Origin of the sequence: Acinetobacter sp. YH16032, from assembly GCF_013417345.1 — a bacterium.
Lineage (GTDB): Bacteria > Pseudomonadota > Gammaproteobacteria > Pseudomonadales > Moraxellaceae > Acinetobacter.
The window spans coordinates 36161-56521 of the sequence record NZ_VPEE01000018.1 but is presented as its reverse complement, the minus strand read 5'-3'; the positions used below and the strand labels follow the sequence as shown (position 1 = coordinate 56521).

The 20361-nt window shown below is 35.5% G+C and carries 20 protein-coding genes and 1 pseudogene; 8 read left to right on the top strand and 13 right to left on the bottom strand.

Translation table 11 applies throughout. The features are described from left to right. Positions 1-115: 115 nt before the first annotated feature. Together FTV32_RS10475 and FTV32_RS10470 are read right to left on the bottom strand one after the other, a co-directional pair. Positions 116-601, bottom strand: a pseudogene (locus FTV32_RS10475) (HAD family hydrolase); the annotation flags it as partial. A 297-nt stretch (positions 602-898) separates the two neighbouring features. Then, on the bottom strand, positions 899-1279 hold the full coding sequence (locus FTV32_RS10470; protein ID WP_180028595.1) for a DUF962 domain-containing protein: 381 nt from the start codon (positions 1277-1279) through the stop codon (positions 899-901). Between the two features lie 214 nt (positions 1280-1493). On the opposite strand from FTV32_RS10470, the gene FTV32_RS10465 reads away from it, so the two are divergent. Further along, positions 1494-2960, top strand: coding sequence for a CYTH domain-containing protein (locus FTV32_RS10465; protein ID WP_180028594.1), 1467 nt, complete (start codon positions 1494-1496; stop codon positions 2958-2960). A 39-nt stretch (positions 2961-2999) separates the two neighbouring features. On the opposite strand, the gene FTV32_RS10460 is transcribed toward FTV32_RS10465, so the two are convergent. Continuing rightward, positions 3000-3647, bottom strand: a complete 648-nt coding sequence (locus FTV32_RS10460; protein WP_180028593.1) for a TetR/AcrR family transcriptional regulator — start codon at positions 3645-3647, stop codon at positions 3000-3002. 117 nt (positions 3648-3764) lie between these two features. On the opposite strand from FTV32_RS10460, the gene FTV32_RS10455 reads away from it, so the two are divergent. The 3 genes from FTV32_RS10455 to FTV32_RS10445 all read left to right on the top strand — a co-directional run bounded on the left by FTV32_RS10455 (position 3765) and on the right by FTV32_RS10445 (position 6717). Next, on the top strand, positions 3765-5003 hold the full coding sequence (locus FTV32_RS10455) for an MFS transporter (RefSeq protein WP_180028592.1): 1239 nt from the start codon (positions 3765-3767) through the stop codon (positions 5001-5003). Between the two features lie 416 nt (positions 5004-5419). Beyond that, positions 5420-5644, top strand: a complete 225-nt coding sequence (locus FTV32_RS10450; RefSeq protein ID WP_180028591.1) for a hypothetical protein — start codon at positions 5420-5422, stop codon at positions 5642-5644. Positions 5645-6027: 383 nt separating this feature from the next. Beyond that, positions 6028-6717, top strand: coding sequence for an aspartate/glutamate racemase family protein (locus FTV32_RS10445; RefSeq protein WP_180028590.1), 690 nt, complete (start codon positions 6028-6030; stop codon positions 6715-6717). A gap of 168 nt (positions 6718-6885) precedes the next feature. Here the strand turns inward: FTV32_RS10445 and FTV32_RS17770 are convergent, their stop codons facing one another. The 3 genes from FTV32_RS17770 to FTV32_RS10430 all read right to left on the bottom strand — a co-directional run bounded on the left by FTV32_RS17770 (position 6886) and on the right by FTV32_RS10430 (position 9373). After that, the gene (locus FTV32_RS17770; protein WP_373683346.1) at positions 6886-7146 is read right to left on the bottom strand and encodes an ATP-binding cassette domain-containing protein; all 261 of its coding nucleotides are present in this window, start codon (positions 7144-7146) and stop codon (positions 6886-6888) included. A 13-nt stretch (positions 7147-7159) separates the two neighbouring features. Next, positions 7160-8596: an ATP-binding cassette domain-containing protein gene (locus tag FTV32_RS10435; RefSeq protein WP_180028589.1), complete on the bottom strand. Its 1437-nt coding sequence runs from the start codon at positions 8594-8596 to the stop codon at positions 7160-7162. Positions 8597-8740: 144 nt separating this feature from the next. Further along, positions 8741-9373 (bottom strand): hypothetical protein, encoded by a 633-nt coding sequence (locus tag FTV32_RS10430; RefSeq protein WP_180028588.1) that lies wholly within the window; start codon positions 9371-9373, stop codon positions 8741-8743. 115 nt (positions 9374-9488) lie between these two features. Here FTV32_RS10430 and FTV32_RS10425 point away from each other — a divergent pair, with 115 nt between their 5' ends. Both FTV32_RS10425 and FTV32_RS10420 read left to right on the top strand, forming a co-directional pair. After that, positions 9489-9878, top strand: a complete 390-nt coding sequence (locus FTV32_RS10425) for a DUF3144 domain-containing protein (protein ID WP_092767127.1) — start codon at positions 9489-9491, stop codon at positions 9876-9878. 141 nt (positions 9879-10019) lie between these two features. Beyond that, positions 10020-11084 (top strand): amidohydrolase, encoded by a 1065-nt coding sequence (locus tag FTV32_RS10420; RefSeq protein ID WP_180028587.1) that lies wholly within the window; start codon positions 10020-10022, stop codon positions 11082-11084. 54 nt (positions 11085-11138) lie between these two features. Here the strand turns inward: FTV32_RS10420 and FTV32_RS10415 are convergent, their stop codons facing one another. The 5 genes from FTV32_RS10415 to FTV32_RS10400 form a co-directional block, all read right to left on the bottom strand. Beyond that, complete coding sequence (locus FTV32_RS10415) at positions 11139-13928, bottom strand: pitrilysin family protein (RefSeq protein ID WP_180028586.1); 2790 nt, start codon at positions 13926-13928, stop codon at positions 11139-11141. Positions 13929-14000: 72 nt separating this feature from the next. After that, positions 14001-14828 carry a PhzF family phenazine biosynthesis protein gene (locus tag FTV32_RS10410; RefSeq protein ID WP_180028585.1) on the bottom strand — a complete coding sequence of 276 codons (828 nt, stop codon included), beginning with the start codon at positions 14826-14828 and terminating at the stop codon, positions 14001-14003. Positions 14829-15001: 173 nt separating this feature from the next. Further along, positions 15002-15127: a hypothetical protein gene (locus tag FTV32_RS17505; RefSeq protein ID WP_257219857.1), complete on the bottom strand. Its 126-nt coding sequence runs from the start codon at positions 15125-15127 to the stop codon at positions 15002-15004. 104 nt (positions 15128-15231) lie between these two features. Beyond that, entirely contained in the window at positions 15232-15423 is a 192-nt protein-coding gene (locus FTV32_RS10405) for a hypothetical protein (protein ID WP_180028584.1), read from the bottom strand. Between the two features lie 238 nt (positions 15424-15661). Then, a complete protein-coding gene (locus FTV32_RS10400) occupies positions 15662-16201 on the bottom strand; it encodes a M23 family metallopeptidase (protein WP_180028583.1) in 540 nt (179 codons plus the stop codon). Between the two features lie 304 nt (positions 16202-16505). Here FTV32_RS10400 and FTV32_RS10395 point away from each other — a divergent pair, with 304 nt between their 5' ends. Together FTV32_RS10395 and uraH are read left to right on the top strand one after the other, a co-directional pair. Continuing rightward, positions 16506-17288, top strand: a complete 783-nt coding sequence (locus FTV32_RS10395) for an rRNA large subunit pseudouridine synthase E (RefSeq protein ID WP_180028582.1) — start codon at positions 16506-16508, stop codon at positions 17286-17288. A gap of 126 nt (positions 17289-17414) precedes the next feature. Further along, entirely contained in the window at positions 17415-17810 is a 396-nt protein-coding gene (uraH, locus tag FTV32_RS10390; RefSeq protein WP_180028581.1) for a hydroxyisourate hydrolase, read from the top strand. Positions 17811-17918: 108 nt separating this feature from the next. Here the strand turns inward: uraH and FTV32_RS10385 are convergent, their stop codons facing one another. Further along, on the bottom strand, positions 17919-18530 hold the full coding sequence (locus tag FTV32_RS10385) for a hypothetical protein (RefSeq protein WP_180028580.1): 612 nt from the start codon (positions 18528-18530) through the stop codon (positions 17919-17921). 127 nt (positions 18531-18657) lie between these two features. Then, complete coding sequence (locus tag FTV32_RS10380; RefSeq protein WP_180028579.1) at positions 18658-20361, bottom strand: M61 family metallopeptidase; 1704 nt, start codon at positions 20359-20361, stop codon at positions 18658-18660.

The following is a 20361-nucleotide window of genomic DNA, read 5'->3' as shown; positions in this document are numbered from 1 at the left end:
TCGGTTAATTAAGGCGCGGTTATAGGATGACCAATTGGTTGTACGGTAGATTTTAGAGGCAGGCTTATTCATTTTGAAATTATATTGCTGAATAAGCTTTTGATGCTAGGTTTGTGCAACAAAGCCGGTTACAAGCGTAAGCAAATATTTTTTTATCGGGCTTTCTCAAGCCAATCGCTTCTGAAACTATGATAGTCGAGAAATATTCGGTAAGACCTAAAGCATAAAAATTATGTTCCTGAAATGGGCTTTTTCCATTGGAGACTAACCCAATCTTATATCCCTTTTGATAAAGATCTGAAATGACTTTTTGGACGTCATCAAAACCAATTGAAAATTTATTGAAATCAGTAATGTAAGAATTAAGTAATTCATCAACAGTAAATTTTTTTATATTAAAATCTTTGATTAATTGACTGTAAACGATATCTTTCCAAACATTTCCATTATCATCCAATTCAATAAATTTTTTTATAAATGCATCTTTTAGTTCTTGTGGTACTAATTGGAAAAAATTTACTTGCCAACTTATAAAACGAATAAGTGACTCATTCCTATTCAAAATAGTTTGATCCAAATCAAACAGAAGTATGTTTCGCATTAAAAATACTCACTCTCATAATAAAAGTTCTATATATAGTTCATCTTCTTTTTTTTCAGTATTATTTAAATTAACATAATATGTATTATATGCGGTTTAACAGAATAATACCGTTAACTCATCTAACTGAATACGTTAATTTTTTTTATTTAATCCCAATATTTATAATTTGGATTTATTCATTGGATCTTAAGCCTTTCCAGCTATCATATAATCATATTTTTGTGTAGCTTTCTTAAAACATTTCATGACAAAAAAAGCCCAGAATCTGCTGAGCGTTTTTAACAATATATAAATTTAGCTATCAATTTTATCAAATTTACGATCTTTCAAACTCAAGTTTCCGCGCAAAATATCCGATAACATTCTCCAGTCTGAAATAAAGCTATACAACGGTTGTTTAAAGCTTGCTGGCTTATTTTTTTCAAAAACAAAATGCCCCACCCACGCGCATGCGTAGCCTGAAACTAATCCGTAGACTAGATATTTAGCTTTACGCTGACGAATCGCTTGAGTAAAAAAATAAATACCGATTGAGCTACCTGCTGCATGTAAACGACGACTCATAATGCTGCGGTGTTCAGTCAAATAAAAACGATAAAATTCTGAGTAATTCTTGATGGGTAATTGAAATTTAGCTTCTTCTTGCGATGAAGACGGCTCTACATAAGCATTCATTGTTGTATTCCTGTCCTTTTTTAGACCACCTTAATTCAAAAAATTGCACTTGAAAAGCTTATCTTACAAATATTGTGATTAATCATTCATTCAAGTAAATGTAAGTGAATTGTCAAGATTGTGGTTCTAACTGAATCAGTTACAATTCCCTTAAATTAAAAGGCAATCAAATGTCTTACTTCTATGAAAATGATTGATCAATTAGGAAAATCACATGCTTGAAATTGAATTAAAGTTTCAGATCCCAGAAGCTCGACGGAATGCGATTTTAAAAGCAATCGATCCAAAAAAGTCTGAACTCATTCAAATGCAAGCAAAGTACTATGACACTCCTGATCGCCTACTCTCTCAGCATGGGATAGCCATTCGACAACGTCTTGAAAATACCAATTGGGTTCAAACCTTAAAAGCGACGAAAAGTAAAAGCCATTTACACCGTTTCGAACATAATCATGATTTAGGTAATCTTGAGGCTGCACCGAATTTAGATTTATCTATTTATTCAGATAATTCCGAAGCTTATGAGGTCTTAAATGACGCATTGAAAGGTGATTTTGACCAATTAGTCTTGCAGTTTGAAACAGACATTCAACGTACAGTTCGAGTGATTAGCTTTGAAGATGCTGAAATTGAAGTGTGTCTAGATATTGGCGTTGTACGATCAGGTGATCGAGAACATGAGATTCATGAAGTAGAGTTTGAACTCAAACAAGGAAAAGTTGAATCATTACTAGCGTTTAGTTTTGAGTGGGTCAAAAAATATCAACTTTGGCTAGATGTTCGAAGTAAAGCTGAGTTTGGAAATTTATTGGTTTCAAATTTAGTTGTAAGCCCAGCGCGAACTGAAAAAGAATGGATCGTTGCAAAAAAAGAAAGCGCAGAAAAAACGATTCGAATGATGATCGGTCATCATATGCAACATTTGCTGCCGAATATTGCTGCGATTTCTGCGGAAGTGGCTGAACATGAACACATCGAACAAGCACATATTGCTTTGAACTATTTGTTTTTAAGTCTATCTATTTTTAAAGACTGGACATCAAAGAGCACAGATAAATGGGCACATCAGTTATCTGCATTTAAAAGTCATTTTGAAAACCTAAAACATTATGAGCATATGCAACACACCTTAGGTGCTATTCTGCAAAACCCTAAAACTGCTGAAATGCTCAGCAAAGATGTGCTCTACGCCCGAGAAAAATTAAACAACTTAGTCAAATCTACCCAAAACGTTCAACACTATCTTGAACTTTTGAGTTTTAGTTTAGGCAATTCTAAGAAGGTGCAACCCCAAGACCTCAAAACCTATGCTCAAAATACGCTTCAACAACAGTATAAAGTTTTACAGGAATGTCTAAATGAAGCTGATCCCTCTAACTTTGAAAGTCTTGACCAATTGGCAATACATTTAAGTGAATTAAGATTCAGTTTCCCAGTCTTAACACAAATTTTTGATGTGAAAAATTTACAAAAATACGGCAAGGCGCTTAATGATGCACATTATGCAGCTGAACAATATCAAGTATTATCTTCCTCATCATCCTACTTACAGCAAACAGAATTAGAAGCCAGTGACTGGTTCGCCTTAGGTTGGTTGACGGCAAAGCAAGAAATTTACGCTGAAAAACTTTTGGAAGCGACTGAACAATTCCTAGTCAGTCGAAAATTTATCAAGTCATAAAATTCAAGTCAGAACTTTTCGTCAATGAGAAGTTCTGACTTAAAAACAATCCCAAGTTTGCATCGCCATGTGTACAACACTTTCCAATTGTTCAAAAGTTGCTCCATCACGTGCTTGCAAGCTTAGCCCTTGTAAAATCGTCATATAATAATCTGTCATTGCCTGAATATTAGTTTGTGCACTAATTTCACCTGAGGCTTGGGCAGCTAATAATTTTTCAATTAAATTCGATTTAGATAGCTGTCTTTTTTCCGAAATTGATTGTTGTATTTGTTGATTTTGAATCGAACAGTTCATTGTCGACACGACCAACATACATCCTTTCGGTTTGTCTTTCTGCACCAGTCGTTTTAGATTTTCAATCAAATAGAGTTCCATTGCTAATTTTATGGAATGTGCCTGTTTAAAAATCATTTCCATCGAGCATGATTCATGCTTGAGATAATAGTCAATGCAACGATTAAAGAGCTCAGATTTATCACCATACGTACTATAAAGACTAGGTGCAGTGATTCCCATGGCGAATGTTAAATCACTCATTGACGTGGCTTCATAACCGTATTTCCAAAATAGTGTCATGGCTTTTTCAAGTGCTTGTTCTTCATTAAAACACTTAGGACGTCCACGCCCCTTAGATATTGATTTGGCACTATCCATTTGATTTATTGGCTTTGAACTTTCCTGCATATTCAACCCAATTAATTTTATAATGATCATTAATAAATTAATTGACCCAGATCTTAAATTCAAATATTTTATTTTTATAACAATCATTATGAAATTATTTTCAAGGAGCGTTGGTCAATGAATTCTGAATCTCATCTGACTGAAACCGCTGTTAATTCTCCATCTCCTACAAAAAATCAAGGAAATTGGTTTGCTGTTATTACACTTTCTATCACCGCTTTTATATTAGTGACCAGTGAGTTTCTCCCTATTGGTGTGCTCAATGCAATCGCATTAGATCTCAACATTTCAGTCGGTACTGCTGGCCTGTTCATTACCCTTCCAGGCGTGATGGGTGCTTTCGCAGCACCGCTTATCTCGGTCTGGGTGAAGCAACTTGATCGACGCTATTTATTAATCGCACTCACAGCGGTCATGGTCATTGCAAATTTCATTACGAGCTATTCAGAAAGTTTCACTTGGATTCTATTGAGTCGCTTTTTCTTGGGTATCGCGATAGGCGGATTCTGGGCAACTGCAATCGCCTTAAGTGGTCGTGTTGCACCTCCTCACCTACCCATCGCCAAAGCAACAGCTATCGTCATGGCTGGCGTGACTCTGGCAACTGTGCTGGGTGTTCCGGTTGGAACATGGCTAAGTGAAATTTACGGTTGGCGTAATGCCTTTATGATCACCTCGGTGATTGGTGCCATTATTCTGTTTTTTGAAATTAAATTCCTACCGAAATTACCGCCGACTTCAGCTATTCAATATAGTGATCTACCCGCATTGTTTCGAGATCCAAAAGCTCGTAAAGGGTTAATCATTGTTTTATTTATCGGATTAGCGCATTTTTCAACATACAGTTACTTGGCGCCTTTCTATAAAAATGAAGCAGGATTTGATGGTTCAACCATCAGTTCTTTACTTCTTATTTATGGAGCAGCAGGCTTCGTAGGCAATGCATTCTCCGGTTATAGCAGCAATATCAATGTCCGCTATACGCTTTTTGCTGTTGCATTGTGTTTAGCAATCGTATTCCTTACATTCCCTGTTTATGCCAAATTCTTAACTGGTGCATATATTCTTACAGCATTATGGGGTTTTGCTTTTGGTGCCTTTCCTACGACAGCCAATATCTGGATGTTTTTACATGCGCCACATGCGGTTGAAAAAGGGATGCCTCTTTTTGTCAGTATGTTCCAAATCATGATTGCAGCAGGCGCTTTATTTGGTGGTTTTATGGTAGATCACTTCAATACCAGTACCTTAATTTACAGTGTATTGATTTTTATCTCTTTAGCTGTAATTGCTGTATTTACACATAGTCGAGGATTGAATAATCCTAAAGCTCAGCAATGTACATCAATTAATTGAGTTGAGTTGAGTTGAGTTGAGTTGAGTTGAGTTGAGTTGAGTTGAGTTGAGTTGAGTTGAGTTGAGTTGAGTTGAGTTGAGTTGAGTGTAATTTTTTACGCTCAATTCTTAAATAATTCTATGAAATATAAACTCATTTCGTTGAGTGAAATCAATTCAAGAAATTAACGCGCTAAATTCTCAACCATCATTCAAATCGATCAATGCACCAATTCGGTGACATTTGCACAAAAATGATGAATTTTTTCATGAAAAATCCGTTAATCACTCCTCCATATTATTAATTATACCTAAATTATATATTTATCATTATTTATTAGTTGGCATACAAAATGCATTCATTATGATGAGTCTATCGTTTAACGCTAGTTATTCGATTTACTTGAAAATAAAATCAAACATGAATGGTGAATACAATGAATAATTCAAATCCAACAACTTTAAAAGAACTTACATTAGATGAAATTGAAGCAGTATCTGGTGCAGGTTTAGTGACTAATTTGCTTGGTACTGTCGGTTCTCTTGTAGGATTAAAAGATCCTTTAGTGAAAATTGGCACTGGCGTAAATGAAACACTTAATGGAACAATTGATTCACTAGGATTAGGTGTATTAAAAGGTGTTGTAGACACGTTGATTTAATTTTAAAAATCTTATGAACAATAGACTTTTTAATCTTTCAAATCACTCATCAAAAGGCTCGTGAATGAGCCTTTTGATTGATATCCTACAAGATTTTGAACTAGAATGCTCTATACATGGATTGTTCAGCAATACAATAATTTTCCTCTATTTATGGCATCTAAGTTCGGGGTTAATGTGAATTCTTCCGATGAGAAGCTTACTCAACCATAAGATTGGTAAATTCTGCTGCTAAACTTATATACATTCATCCCTAAAAATACACATCAAAAGCTGAACTTTTCTCACTTTGATTAAGTCATTATTTTAAAAAGTAGCAATTTCATACTCGATAATTTTCATTATATTGATAAATTAAATATTTAATTTTTAAAGGTGCGAACTTGAAGACAATTGGTTTATTAGGTGGGATGAGTTGGGAGTCGACTGATTTGTACTATCAACAAATCAATAAGATGGTTCAAACGAAACTTGGCAAGTTACACTCTGCTAAGGTTATTCTTATTAGCGTTGATTTCGCTGAAATTGAGGAGTTACAACGCAAAGGATTATGGGAAGATGCAGGAATCTATTTAAGAGATCAAGCCATACAATTAGAAAAAGCAGGTGCAGATGGCATAGTACTTTGTACAAATACAATGCACAAAGTAGCAACTTATATTGAGGAATCAACCAACGTACCATTTATTCATATAGCAGATGCGACAGCCATGGAAATCATGAGCCAGAAAATTACAAAAATTGGGCTGCTTGGTACTGCATTTACGATGGAACAAGATTTTTATAAAAGCAGATTGGAGGAAAAAGGACTTAAAGTAATAACACCTAATAAAGCGAGTAGAAAAATTGTTCATGATATTATTTACAACGAATTATGTTTAGGCATAATTAGCGAAGCTTCGCAAAAGAAATATATTCATATTGTCGAAGAATTAATATCTTCTGGCGCTGAAGGAATTATTTTAGGATGCACTGAGATTTGTATGCTTATAGGAGATCTAAAATTCTCAGTCCCTCTATTTGATACAACTTCTATTCATGCGCAAGCAGCTGTAGATTTTGTATTATCATAAATATTTCATAGCATAAAAATCATTCAGCTCATGCTAAAAAATATTTAACTGACATCAAAATCTATCATCAAGTACATGAATCGTTGCTCAAGACTAAATTTAATCAAATAAATACATATTTTAAAAAACGCTTTTTTTGATTGATATTCATGCCACAACAATCATCATTTAATCCTCATCGATAGAATTTAGAATGATGTTGAAATCAATAATTTCATCTGCGATTTCTGTCGCCATACGTTCATGAGAAATCATAATGACCGTTTCAACTCGCTCTTGAATAATTTTTAAAATTTTCGAACTTGTTTTCTCATCTAAGGCTGCTGTAGGTTCATCTAAGATCAGAAGCTCTGGTTTTTTTAATAATGCACGAATGATGTTTAATCGTTGTTTTTCACCACCAGAGAAGTTTTTATAAATTTCTTGTATATCATCGTCTAACTCAATTTGATTTTTTTTCCAGCAAATGGAGTAAATCGAACTCTTTTAGCCAATGTTTAAGCTCCTCATCAGAATATTTGATCTCAGTATTTTGAATCAAATTTTGTCTTAATGAGGTTGAATAAACGATCGGAGTTTGGCTGACCACAGCGATCTGATCAAATATCTTTTCTGAAAATACTGAAGTGATCTCTAAATTTCTAAAGAATAGTCGTCCAGATTTGATCTTTTCTATTCCCACCAAATAATTGAGGAAACTTGATTTTCCAATACCTGTTCGACCTTGAATTAAATATATTTTTCCACACACGATGTCTAAATTAAAATTTTCAATCGTCTGCTGACCTAGATCAAATGTCACATTTTGAAACGAATACGCCACCGCACTTTCTTTCTGTTCCTCAGCTGTTAGATCATTCGTACTGAATGACTCATGTTCCAATTCAAAATATTCTAGGTACTGATCAATAGCCACAATATGACCTTTCAAATGAATGATATTTTGAGACATCATCATTAAAGGAATGGTTAAACCTATAATATAGGTACTGACTAAAACAAAATCACCTGAACTAAAACTTTGATATTCAAACATATAGACTGATAAAACCATGAATACCAAAAGAAAAAATGACACAAATAACAGTTGATATATCATGAGATACTGAAGTTTTTTATAGGTATCCTGAGTCTTTATTTTATAGTCATCGATTCTGCGGCTAAACTCTTCAAATTCGTAATATTTCGAATGACTGAGTTTGATATCATAACTTTGTTGGAGTTTTTCAATCACAAATTGATTCAGTTGATTTCGAGCACCATACATAATCGTAAAGATATCTTGTGTCTTAAAGGTAATGATGAGCGATAAAGCAACTGTACAAGCTGAGAATACGAAAAAATACACACCAAATTCTAGGTTGATCGTATTTCCGAGCACATACACCATACCTAAGATTTTAAATACCGTAGGAACAATAACAAAAAATATAGTAAAAATAATTGTACCAAGTGCTTCGCTGCCACGAATTAAATTTGCATTAAATACACCGATATCTTGTTGACGTTGATCTTTTAATTTCAAATCTAGAAAATTAAATACACCAGCTTTAAGCATGGATGCATCAACATTTCTGATCATCATAGACATGGCAAAATTATTTACATTCTTCATCCCCTCATTGAAAAACCAAGCGAGTGCATAAGCAACGGCGAATAAATAGAGTAGATGAATTTGAAAAAAGTCTTGAATCGAATAGTAATGATCAGGCTCACTGGTCTGGTCAATCAGCAGCTTAAACAAATACGGTAAACCAACACTCGTACCAATAATTAAAATTTGAAGTATGGCTAAAACGAAGAATACACTTAATCCATTTTCATCATGTTGACGGAATAACATCCACGCCTTTTTAAATTGTTTAATCTTTTCAGTCATCATTCTTTAAATTAGTTATTTTTTGTGATGACTATTTTAAACAATACTAATCAATAAGTTTGGATATTGATCGTAGAAGCTTTGTACTTATAAAGTAGCTAATCATTGATTCTAATGCCTAAAAACTAAGTTCAATCAGCTCAACTAACGATATTTACCATAAATACGCCACGTGTTGTTATCCGCCAATGGATCGCTATATGAGTCATTTCGTTGCTTACGTGGTTTATCGCGAGCATCAACCAACTCGAAATGAGGCTCAACACTTAAGACAATACCATTTACATAAAAACGTGTTCTCGTATATTCACTTTGCCCATGCTGAAATACATAAGTTCTTAAATCTATAAATTCGCGATGCGCAACTAATGCAGCAGTGTCATCATGATCCAACCAACGACTCATTGCCAAAACTTGTTCAGGCTCAAACTGTCCACACTTCTCTACTACACTAGCAATACCACGAAAAGTCTTTGATTCCTTTGCACGTGTTTTGTTAATGCGAATTCGGTCTACATGAAAATAAAACAGCGGTAAATTTAGATGACTCGGTAAATGAATGGCATCTAAAACCTCATCTTCCATAAAAGGTTGAAATAAATCTTGTGCCCTTTCGATTAGACCTGTCCACTGCTGGTAATATGCAGCTACTTGCTCTTTGCTTCCATAATAAATGGGAAGACCTTCGACATTCGCAAGATCAACAGGTGGCCAAATATTCTGTCTCAGTAACGCAATATCACTTTTTAAACTTTGAACTGCGATAGCATCTTGCATAGAAAAGCTCATAAAAAAATTACTTAGGCTATTTTTAGATTAAGTGAAAGGTTTAGTTTATGCAAGCCTTTGCCTATAATAGTGCTTGAATTAAGTTATTTATTAGGAACAATTCATGGTTCAAAAGATTCAAGCGACTGATGTCACTGAAGAAGAAGCATTGAATGCGATTTTCTTCGAACGTGCTGATGAATTTATTAAGCAAGCCAATGAATTTTGCCGTGTTGAAAAAGGTTCTACTGTTAAACCAGCCGATGCTCGTGGTCAAGTCAGTGCTGCGATGCTATTTGGTACTGCTCGTTTTAATACATGGGTTGCTGCCAATAACTTTAAAGATGGCAATGAAATGCGTGATGCTAAAGAACAAGTGATGTCTTATATCATGCAACAGTTTCATATGATGCTTGAAGATAATTATGACGAATACTGCGAACAGTTTGAGAACTACCTTCGCTTCCGTCGTAATGAAGAGTTTCATGCAAATAAACATGACCACGAACATTAAATAGATTTGCATTGTGTGCATTGGGCCTCCTTTAGGGGGCTTTTTTAATGCTTAAACTCTAATATTCAAACGAAAATGCAATTCAAAAATTGATCAATTTCTCGTATGTTATTCTTATTGATGACTCAACTAAGGATAGCGATGAATCAACTCAACTTTCCCATCGTCGATGCTCATATCCATCAATGGGATCCTTATCACACGCCGCATGCTGCCGCTTTAGCTGTTAAGCTTTTTGGAAAACATCCAAAAATATTGGATAAAGTCGTTCGTCTCGTAAAACCTAAAGATTTAATTGATACAGTAGGACTTACAGATTACATCACAGCACCCTATTTACCAGCGGATTACCACAAAGACATTGGACACTATACTGTGAGCCGTGTTGTACATGTCGAAGCCAGCTGGCATCATCAAAAAGGGACTGGCGTTGTAGAAGAAACGCAATTTATTCAGCAGCTTCCTTTTTCTCAAGAAAACATCAAATTGGCTGGAATCGTTGCAACAGCTGATCCTCGTGAAAGTAATTTCAAAAAAATTCTTAAAATGCATAAAAAGGCATCTCCGCATTTTCGTGGTATTCGAAAAATGGCTGCACATCATGAAGATGCTGGAATTCATGCATGGAACGATGATCCCCACCTCTACACTGATCGAAAATTTTTAAAAGGTTTTGAAGCCTTAGCCCAGTACAATTTAAGCTTTGATGCTTGGGTTTATTCTAGCCAGCTTAAAGATGTTATTGCTTTGGCAAAACGTTTTCCTGAGACTTCGATTGTCTTAGACCATTTGGGCACACCAGCAGGTTTATTCGGCCCAGTAGGTAAACACACAGGAATCACCCAAACTGCGCGAGACAATATCTATTTCCACTGGAAAGAAGATCTTGCAGAATTAGCTCAATGTCCGAATGTATATACAAAAATGTCTGGACTCTTCATGCCTGTTTTAGGTCATCAATTTCATACACGACGAACACTAGCATCTAAACAACAAATCATTGAATTGGTCTCTCCTATGATTATTCATGCTTTACAATGTTTTGGGCCTTATCGTGTCATGTTTGCATCCAACTTCCCGATGGATAAAGTGAGCACATCACTCACAAATATCATTGATGCCTTTAGCGACATTGTCGCTGCCTATAATTCAGATGTTGTTGAACAGATATTTTGTAAAAATGCGCAGCAATTTTATAAGCTTTAAAAAAAAAAGCTCATTCACGATCGAATGAGCCTTTTTGAATCGTACATTGTGGTTCTAAGTTTTAGGCTTTGAAATCATGTCAGGTTGTGGTTTACCATACTGATCTGCCATAACTTCAACCAAAAACTCAGGCTTAATATATTTTTTGATCACTGCATCTATATCTTGCTTCGTCAGTTTTGCAAATGCCTGATCTCGCTCTAGTCTTGAAAGCTGTGTTTTATTTTGCTCAAGCTGACTGTTCAATCCACGATGAATACGGCGCTCATCCTCTAAATTCGTGACACGCTGTTTCATAATATTGGCTTTAGCCGCTTCAAGCTCTTGCTCCGTCACACCATTCTTTAATAAGTCAGTGAATACTTTATGCACACCTTGAGAAACTTGAGCTGATTTTCCTGCTGCATAATTAGCATTTACACCTAGAGCACCAGCATTGATAAAATTATCCAAACTCAAACTACTTCCAAAGCTGTAAACCAACGCATTTTTTTCACGTAACTCCATGGCAAGGCGTGATGATAATTGTGACTCGCCTAGAATATGGCTCAACACATATAATGCTTCTGCATCAGGATGATTATTACCAACTGGAATGGCAATAACCGCTTGATAATTACCAAATTGACGCTGTTCAGCCAGCGCATGAACTTTTTGAGCAGGATAATCTATATGACTGCCCTGCAAACGTTGGTATGGTTCTTTTGTCTTAGACTGACCTAAAGATGAGTTCAAATATTTCAGAATGGCTTTGTCATCAAAATCACCAGTCACCGATATTTGACCATTTTGAGTTGTAAAATACTTTTGGTACAAAGCTTTAATTTGATCATTGGTGATGGTTTCAATTTGCTGCTTTGCTAGCTCAGGTTCAAAATGATATCGCAAATCACCTGGTTCATATCGCTCTACGATTCTAGCGATAGTCAGTCCTGCAACAGTTTCAGGCTCTGTATATGGTCGATTTAATGACGACAATGTTTGCGATTTGATGAGGTCAAACTGACTTTGCTCAAATTTCGGATTATTCATAACGTCGACAATAAACTTGAAGAATTCTGGAAATTTTTCTTTCTTCGCAGATACGTTAATCACAATACCATTATCAACAGCAGACGCAGATGCTCGACCACCCGCCTCGATTGATTTGTCTGCAATATCTTGCAGGCTATACTGCTCAGATGCTCTCAATAGCAAATAAGACATAAAGCCTAGTGCTTCACCTTGATGCTTGAGTGATTGTGCTGTCCCGAAATTTAAAGATATCGATGCGTAAGTTTTGTCATCGCGTGTTGACGTTGGGAATAGTGCATACTGCATCCCATTTTTCAAAGTACCACGCTTGATTTTTTTCTCTAAATTTTCAACATACTGTTTGGAATTTTTTAGGTGCTCAGCCACTTCAGCTTTATACACAGCTGGGTCTTTTAAAGGCTCTTCTTGAGTTGTAACTTGATCTAAAGTTTTTGATTCTTGCTCATGAGCGTCTAGCTCGAGTGCCTTTTTTTGATCCTCAGGCGTAGGTTGTATGTCTCCCGAAATACGATGCTCAGCAACCAAGAATTGATTTATTGCCTGATTAACTTGATCGACATTTAAACTTTGTATCTCTGCTTGATCTTTAAAATATTTTGCCCAATCCCCATTGGATGAAACAACATAATCACTAATGAAACCGCCCACAGAAGAAGCATTGGTCATCATGCTCTCTTGACCATTTTTAATCATGTTTTTGACACGATTTAATTCTGTTTCATTAAATTGATGCTTTTTCTCAATTCCTTTTTCTAGAGACTGGGCAACTTTTTTCTCATCATGATTAGGAGCATACACTGCCCCCATAAAAACAAGATTAAAATCAGGTGTTAACCATGTCGTCGATTGAACCTGTGTAGCTGTACCTGTTTCCACAATATCTTTGTACAAATGACCACTAGGTTGCATTGTAAATAAATAAGGTGCTAAAGCGAGTGCGGTCTGTGTTTTTTGCTGGGCACCATTGAGATAAATATTGTATTTACCTAAATCACTTCCCTTTTGCACGATAAATTGACGATCTTTGATCTTGGTCGAATCAAGCACTGGAACTTGGGTTGACTCAGGAATTTGACGCGCAGGAATTTGATTAAAATTTTTATCCACTGCTTTCAGGATATCCGCTTTATTAAATTTACCTGCAATCACTAGAACTGCATTATTCGGTGCATACCATTGTCGGTAAAATTGATTCAGTTCCTTCATGTTGATTGACTGAAGCTCAGTTAAATCACCAATCGGTAGACGACCTAGATACTGATTTCCGTAAGCAGATTTCCAAATTTGATCCATCAATACTGAAAAAGGTTGATCCATTCGAACCTCACGCTCTCGTTTTACGATTGCGATTTCTGACGGAACAAATTTTTCCTGAAGTACGAGCTTATCCATTCGCTCTGCCTCAAGATACAGCATTTCATCAATGGCTTTTTTTTCTGGACGGATGACACTCATATACTGGGTAGAGTAGTAGTCAGTCATCGCATTACTCATGAGCGTATGCTGATCTAGACGACGTTGAAACTCATCTCCTTTTACATTTTCTGTGCCTTTGAACGCGAGATGCTCAAGTAAATGTGCTAAACCACCTTTACCTTGTGGGTCATTCAAAGCTCCAGTTAAATACACCATATTCATAAAAATTTTATTTTCTTTAGGTATCGGTGCCAAAATTACCCGCAAACCATTTTCTAGTTTGTATTCTTCAATATTTTGTTCAGTCTTGACCAAAATAGGTTGTGCTAAACCGCTAGAACTGACCGCAACGATCATTAAAGTAAGTGAAAGTTTTTTAAAACGAGTTAGCATTGTTCTTCCAATTATTGATATAAAAAAATTGATCACACGACTGCTAAGGGTGTGATCAATAGGGTTTATGCTTTAAAGGTAAATTTCAGCTTTCATATAAAGTTTGGCATAGCCAGAAATTTCAATTCTTTGATTCTCTTTAAGTTGGCAATACAACACGCCACCTCGTTCTGAGCTTTGAAAAGCAATAAGTTCTGTTTTATTCAATTTCTCAGCCCACAAGGGTGCTAATCCTGTATGCATAGAACCTGTTACAGGATCTTCATTGATGCCTTTATGTGGTGCAAAATAACGTGCCACATAATCATATTGTTCTGATGCTGCAGTTATAGCAATATCGGGATGATCGGATGCTGTAATACAAGTACTAACCTCATATGCTTCAGCAATCGCATTAATATTGGCAAAATTAGGTTTGGCATCAAGCACATCTTGTTCACTTTCCAAGACTAAAATATAAGCCTGTTGATTTAGATAAATTTCCTTGATTGGACGATCAACCACTTCTTTTAATAATTCAGGAAACTCTTCAGTTAAATGAGGGATTCGAACTGGGAAATTCATTGAGATTTTTCCATCGTCTTGTCGCATGATGGTAAAAATTCCTAAATCTTTAACATGAAATTTAATTTGTTTCGCTTGAGTAAACTCATTAAATAGTACATAGCTGCTCGCTAAAGTGGCATGACCACAAAAATCGACTTCAACTTTAGGTGTAAACCAACGAATTTCATAATTTTCATCATCAATAATTTTAACAAAAGCCGTTTCAGCCAAATTATTTTCAAATGCAATATTTTGCATGAGTGATGTATCAAGCCATTCTTCACTGACCACTACAGCTGCAGGATTCCCCTTAAACAAAGCTGTAGTAAAGGCATCAACTTGATACATTTTCATAAAAAACACCCTAATATTTCCAAACTTCTAATTGAGAATAATAATCTTTTATTATTTCAAATCATAGATTAATTTCACTCTTGACTATAAATTATTGCTTCACAGAGATTCGTTCATGAACTGTATATTTCTAATGATCTTCCATAAAAAAACCCTCACATGAGGGTCTTTTACTATTTACGCTTTTTGAGCGCTTTCTTTAAATCTTTCAACTTAGATTCATGCTTAGAAATTTTCTTAAGTCTCGATTTAATTTGATCTTTTAAATCTTTAATTTTTAACTTGGACTTATTCGCCATACCTTATCTTCCTCGTGTCATTCACTTGAAATCGTTAATAATTGAGTTTACTGACAAGAATGGGGCTTCATCCCTAAATTCCCATTCGATTTAAAATTAATGATTTAACGATTTTGTTGATCTAAATCAGATTGCAGTTGTGATTGTTGACGGGACTGTTGCTGATTCTGTTGCTGTTGATCTTGTTGCTGTTGCTGCTGATTGGGCTGCTGTTGATGTGGCTGTTGACCTTGTTGACGTTGCTGGTGATTTTGTTGCTGTTGCTCATTTTGATCTTGATTGTATTGATTACTCATTTCATATCTCCATGATTATCAGATTTTGATACTGATCTTGAATTCTTTTTCACTTGAATGAATTAGACCAGTACAAATAACCATAACCCTTTTGCATGAAACTGCGACCATAGAGCTGTATCAAAATACTGCATCGTAACTTTCATTCTGTAAGCTATATAAATTTCAGAGGATTAAAATTGATACGTGTTACGAGGCTTACAAGGCTCTCTCATTTGTTTACTTGTATTAACGAGACTTATTCCTTTAGTTTTAAATATGGATATGGATTTGTAGCACCACTCGTTAAATAAATCCCATAATGTAAATGTGGAGGTGTATTGATCGCATTGCCAGTATTTCCCACATATCCTAATACTTCACCGATTTCAATCCAGTCACCTTCTTGGATGTGTGCTGCATATTCATCTAAATGTGCATAGTAATGGCGACTTAACTGAGGTCCTACCACCCAGACGACTTTACCTCCCAAACTATTTGTGCCGATACGACTTACAATACCTTGAGTTGCACTCAATACAGGCGTACCTCGTTTGGCAAAAATATCAATTCCTTGATGTGTACGACCATTTGAACGTGCCGCGCCCCAAGTATCTGCTAATTGAGTTTCTTTTACGCCTTCAACAGGTATCGCTAATGGCACTGTCAACGCTTGCTGTTGAAGTGTCCAGTACAAATATGGATATTGTATTCCTGCTGTTTCGCCCGAAGTTGGGGGCTGACAAGCAGTAAGCATCCAACTGATTGCAATGAGTGATCCAATAATCCTTTTTTTCATATACAACCTAACATCTTAAATTGAGTTAAATTTTAGCGTCTGATCGACGTTTGCATTGTATTGATTAAATTAAAAGCACTTGTCATAAACCAATAAAAGCCTGCTTATACCGATTAAATCGTCAGAATTACATATTTTTTTTGATCAATACGATACTTTCTTTTTTGAATCACGCATAATAGTCACCAATTCCCCTATTTATTTTGTTTGACTTCATTGATCGAATCCTCAGATCAATTCAGGATGTTCATAAATTCTTGATAAGTCAGACCTTTCACTATTTGCACATTATTGAAGTTTTTATATGAAAATCGTCATTCTCAATAAACCTTATGGCGTTCTCTCCCAGTTTCGTAAAGACGAAGCACATATGACAATGTCTGATTTCGTTGACGATCCGACTTTACGTCTTGCTGGACGTTTAGACATGGACTCTGAAGGTCTAGTGTTTTTAACCGACCATGGTGGTTTAAATCAGTACATTACCAACCCTGCCAATAAGAAATTTAAAACTTATTTGGTTCAAGTTGATGGTGATGTGACTGAAGAGGCTTTAGAACAGCTTCGTAAAGGTGTAGAGCTTAAAGACGGTATAACTCTACCTGCAAAAGCTGTAAAAGTTGAACAGCCTGAGTGGTTATGGGATCGTGATCCTCCTGTTCGTTTCCGTGCTTCTGTACCTACTTCTTGGGTTGAAATTTCGATTTGCGAAGGTCGTAACCGCCAAGTTCGACGTATGACTGCAGCAGTGGGTTTCCCAACTTTACGTCTTATTCGCACTAAAATTGGATCAATCGACTTAGTACAGATGGGTCTTGAATCTGGCGAAACTAGAGAAATTGAACCATTACTTTATCCTGACTTTCAAAATGTTCCTGCAGAAGAGCCATACCGCTCACGCTCTTATGTGAAGAAACCGGGCGGTACAGGTGGCAAGCCGATTAATAAGAAAGTCAATAAAGATGGTACTAAGAAAAAATCGGGTACTAAACGTATTTGGCAAATGGAAGAACATGAGAAACCACGTCGTAAGACCAATGGTACTACTCGCCCAAATACAAAAGCTCCACGTGGACGCGCACGCTAAGCTCAAGCTATTGTAAAAAAAGTAAAAAGGATGCGATTGCATCCTTTTTTTATACATAAATTAACTTAAATAATCTCTCATTTTAAGTACACTTTTCGATTATTTGCTTACTGTGAGTTGATACTTATGAAAAAATTTACGCTTGCTCTTTCAAGTTTTGCATTTTCAACATTCACTTTGGCAAATCCTTTAAGTGTTCATGTGCTTAATCAAGAAACTGGTCTTCCGTCTTCTAATATTGCAGTTACACTTGAAGCGCAGCAGGGTGAAAAATGGGTAAAGCTCAACGAAGCTAAAACGGATGAAAATGGTCGTATCAAGGGTCTATATCCAACCGAAACAGATCTTCAAAAAGGTGTTTACAGAGTAACTTTTAAAACTGGCGACTGGTTTAAAGCAAACAACAAGCGTACTTTCTTCCCTGAAGTGCCAGTGGTTTTTGTGATTGACGGTAGTCTAAATCATTACCATATTCCGTTGTTATTAAGTTCATATGGTTATTCAACCTATCGGGGTAATTGATTTTAGAAGACATCCTTCAATCTAAATCAATCCATTTCTCTATCTTTTCTAGTAGCTCTGTCATATTGAGTTCAAATAAACCACTTGAGAAATCTAGTTTTTTATCTCCTAAGCGCCAACCTGAGTCAATTTTTTTCTATGAAACTCTGGATAAAATTTACCAATTTGTGCAATGTTTCTAGCCATTGAATCCCAGAGTTCACCATGCTTAGGAGATACTTCGTTAGCAGTTATGCTCAAAAAATTAAAAAGTTCAAAAGAAGATTCACAAATTTCATAAAAAGCTTTTTCTGCTAATGAATTATAAATTTTTTTATTATCTAATTGATCTTTTACTTCTTTTAAGAAAATTAAATGTTTTTTCTCAAATGGTAGGCAATGAATATAATGTTTATCCCAACTGTACGGATTACCATTTTTTGCTTCAATAATTAACATCAAAGCTTTATTTAATCTCTTTAACTTGGAGTTTTTAACTCTATTTTCTGGTAAATAAATATTTAAATACCAAAAAATTGAACTAACTAATATACCAATACTCAATGCATTTAATATGTTATTCCCTTCTGCAAATTGATAAAAAAAGCTTTCTAAAAAAGTACCTTGAATTAATGAAAATATAGGATCACTACTTGTCTTAAAATAAACTAACAATGATACTAAACATAAAACAACCATAGAGTAAAGTTGCTTCTTATTTTCAGAAAAATTATTTAACATTTTGATTTTGATAAAATTATATATAAGTATCATTATTATATTATCTGTTTTTAATTTTCAATTTTTTATAAAACTTTTCAAAAAAAACCAGTGCATAAACACTGGTTTTTTTAAATCCTAAGTTAAATTAAGCTTTAAGCCATTTATCAACTTTAGATTGATCGGAAACCTTAAGTTCTACTTCAGGGAGTTCACTACCACCTGATTGAACTTCAAATTGCATTAATTCATCACGACGGAAAGCATGCACATTAAAAGTACCTTCCAATTTTGCATACTTATCGAGTTGCTTAGTGGTCGCCTTTAAACCATCAACTGCGATGATAATATCATGAGCAGAAAGCCCAGCTTTAACACCAGCGCCATCACGACGAGCAGACTGAATTAATACACCTTCAGGTTTATCTACAAGTTTTAAACCAAATGGTAAAGATTTATCATGCTTTAAAACATAGTCTAAGCCAAATTCAGGGAACAATTGATCAAGCGGTAACTCATCCGTGGTATTAATCAAATGATTAATTTGTTCAGACCAATCATCACCTGTTAATTCTTGGCATAATTCATAGATGGTACGTTCATGAACCTGTATACCCTTTTGCGCATTTTCATACAGCTTACGCATCAATGCATCAAGACTTGAACCTCTTAAACGTAAACCTAAATCTAGACACAGCGCTACTAAGCAACCTTTGTTATAGTAACTTGTGCCAGCATTGTTAGAGTTTTCATCTTGACGATAGAATTTGACCCATGCATCAAAACTTGACTCTGCAACAGTTTGAACAAAACGACCTGGATTTTGCAAATAACGATCGATCTGCGCCTTTAACAACTTCAAATAAGATTCCTGAGAAATCACACCACTACGCAGTAGAATCAAATCATCATAGTAGGACGTAAAGCCTTCAAAAATCCATAACAAAGAGGTATAGCCTTCTTTGTCTAAATCATAATTCACAAAATTTTCAGGGCGAATAAATTTCACCAACCATGAATGAAAATATTCATGGCTACACAACCCTAAGAAACGCTGATAATCAGCGGAAGGTTCAACAGGCTCATTGGACTTAGGTAGATCATCACGTGGAGAAATCAAACTGGTTGAGTTCGGATGCTCTAAACCACCATAACTGTTACCCGTCGCGATGGTCATAAAGGTGTAGTTTTCAAAAGGTGCCGAACCAAACATGGATATTTCTGTCGCACAGATTTTCTCAATATCTTGTTTCATACGTTCGACATTCATCGCATGTTTGCCAGAAACCACAAACTCATGTGGTATACCATTTGCTTCAAAAGCAAAACGAGTTTGATCTGCAAGTTCAAATGGTGCATCAATCAATTCAGCGTAGTTTTTTGCCTTAAGCGTATAGCGACCACGCACTAAACTTTTAGATGCCAATCCTGTAGCGAGTTGGAAATGTTTCAATTCATCTGGCAAAAATAACTCAACTTCTACCGCTTTATCTTCTTGTCCTTCTAAACCTAAACACGCACAAGCAGGATTCACATATAAGCGTGTTTCATCAACATAAGCACCACGTACTGAGAGGTCGTATGCATAGACGTCGTACTCAACCGTAATCAGCTCAAAATCAGTATTAAATAACTGCCACTTATTTTTTTCATTTTTACGTATCTTGAGTATTCGACCATCTTCATCATAAGCACGAACAGACTCAATATGCTTAGAAAACTCTCGAATGAGATAACTTCCAGGAATCCAAGTTGGCAAGCTCAATACTTGAGTTGGTTGAGCAATGAAACGAACAGTAACGTGAATGAGATGCTGACGAAAGTCGTCAAATTCGATCTGATAATGCAACAT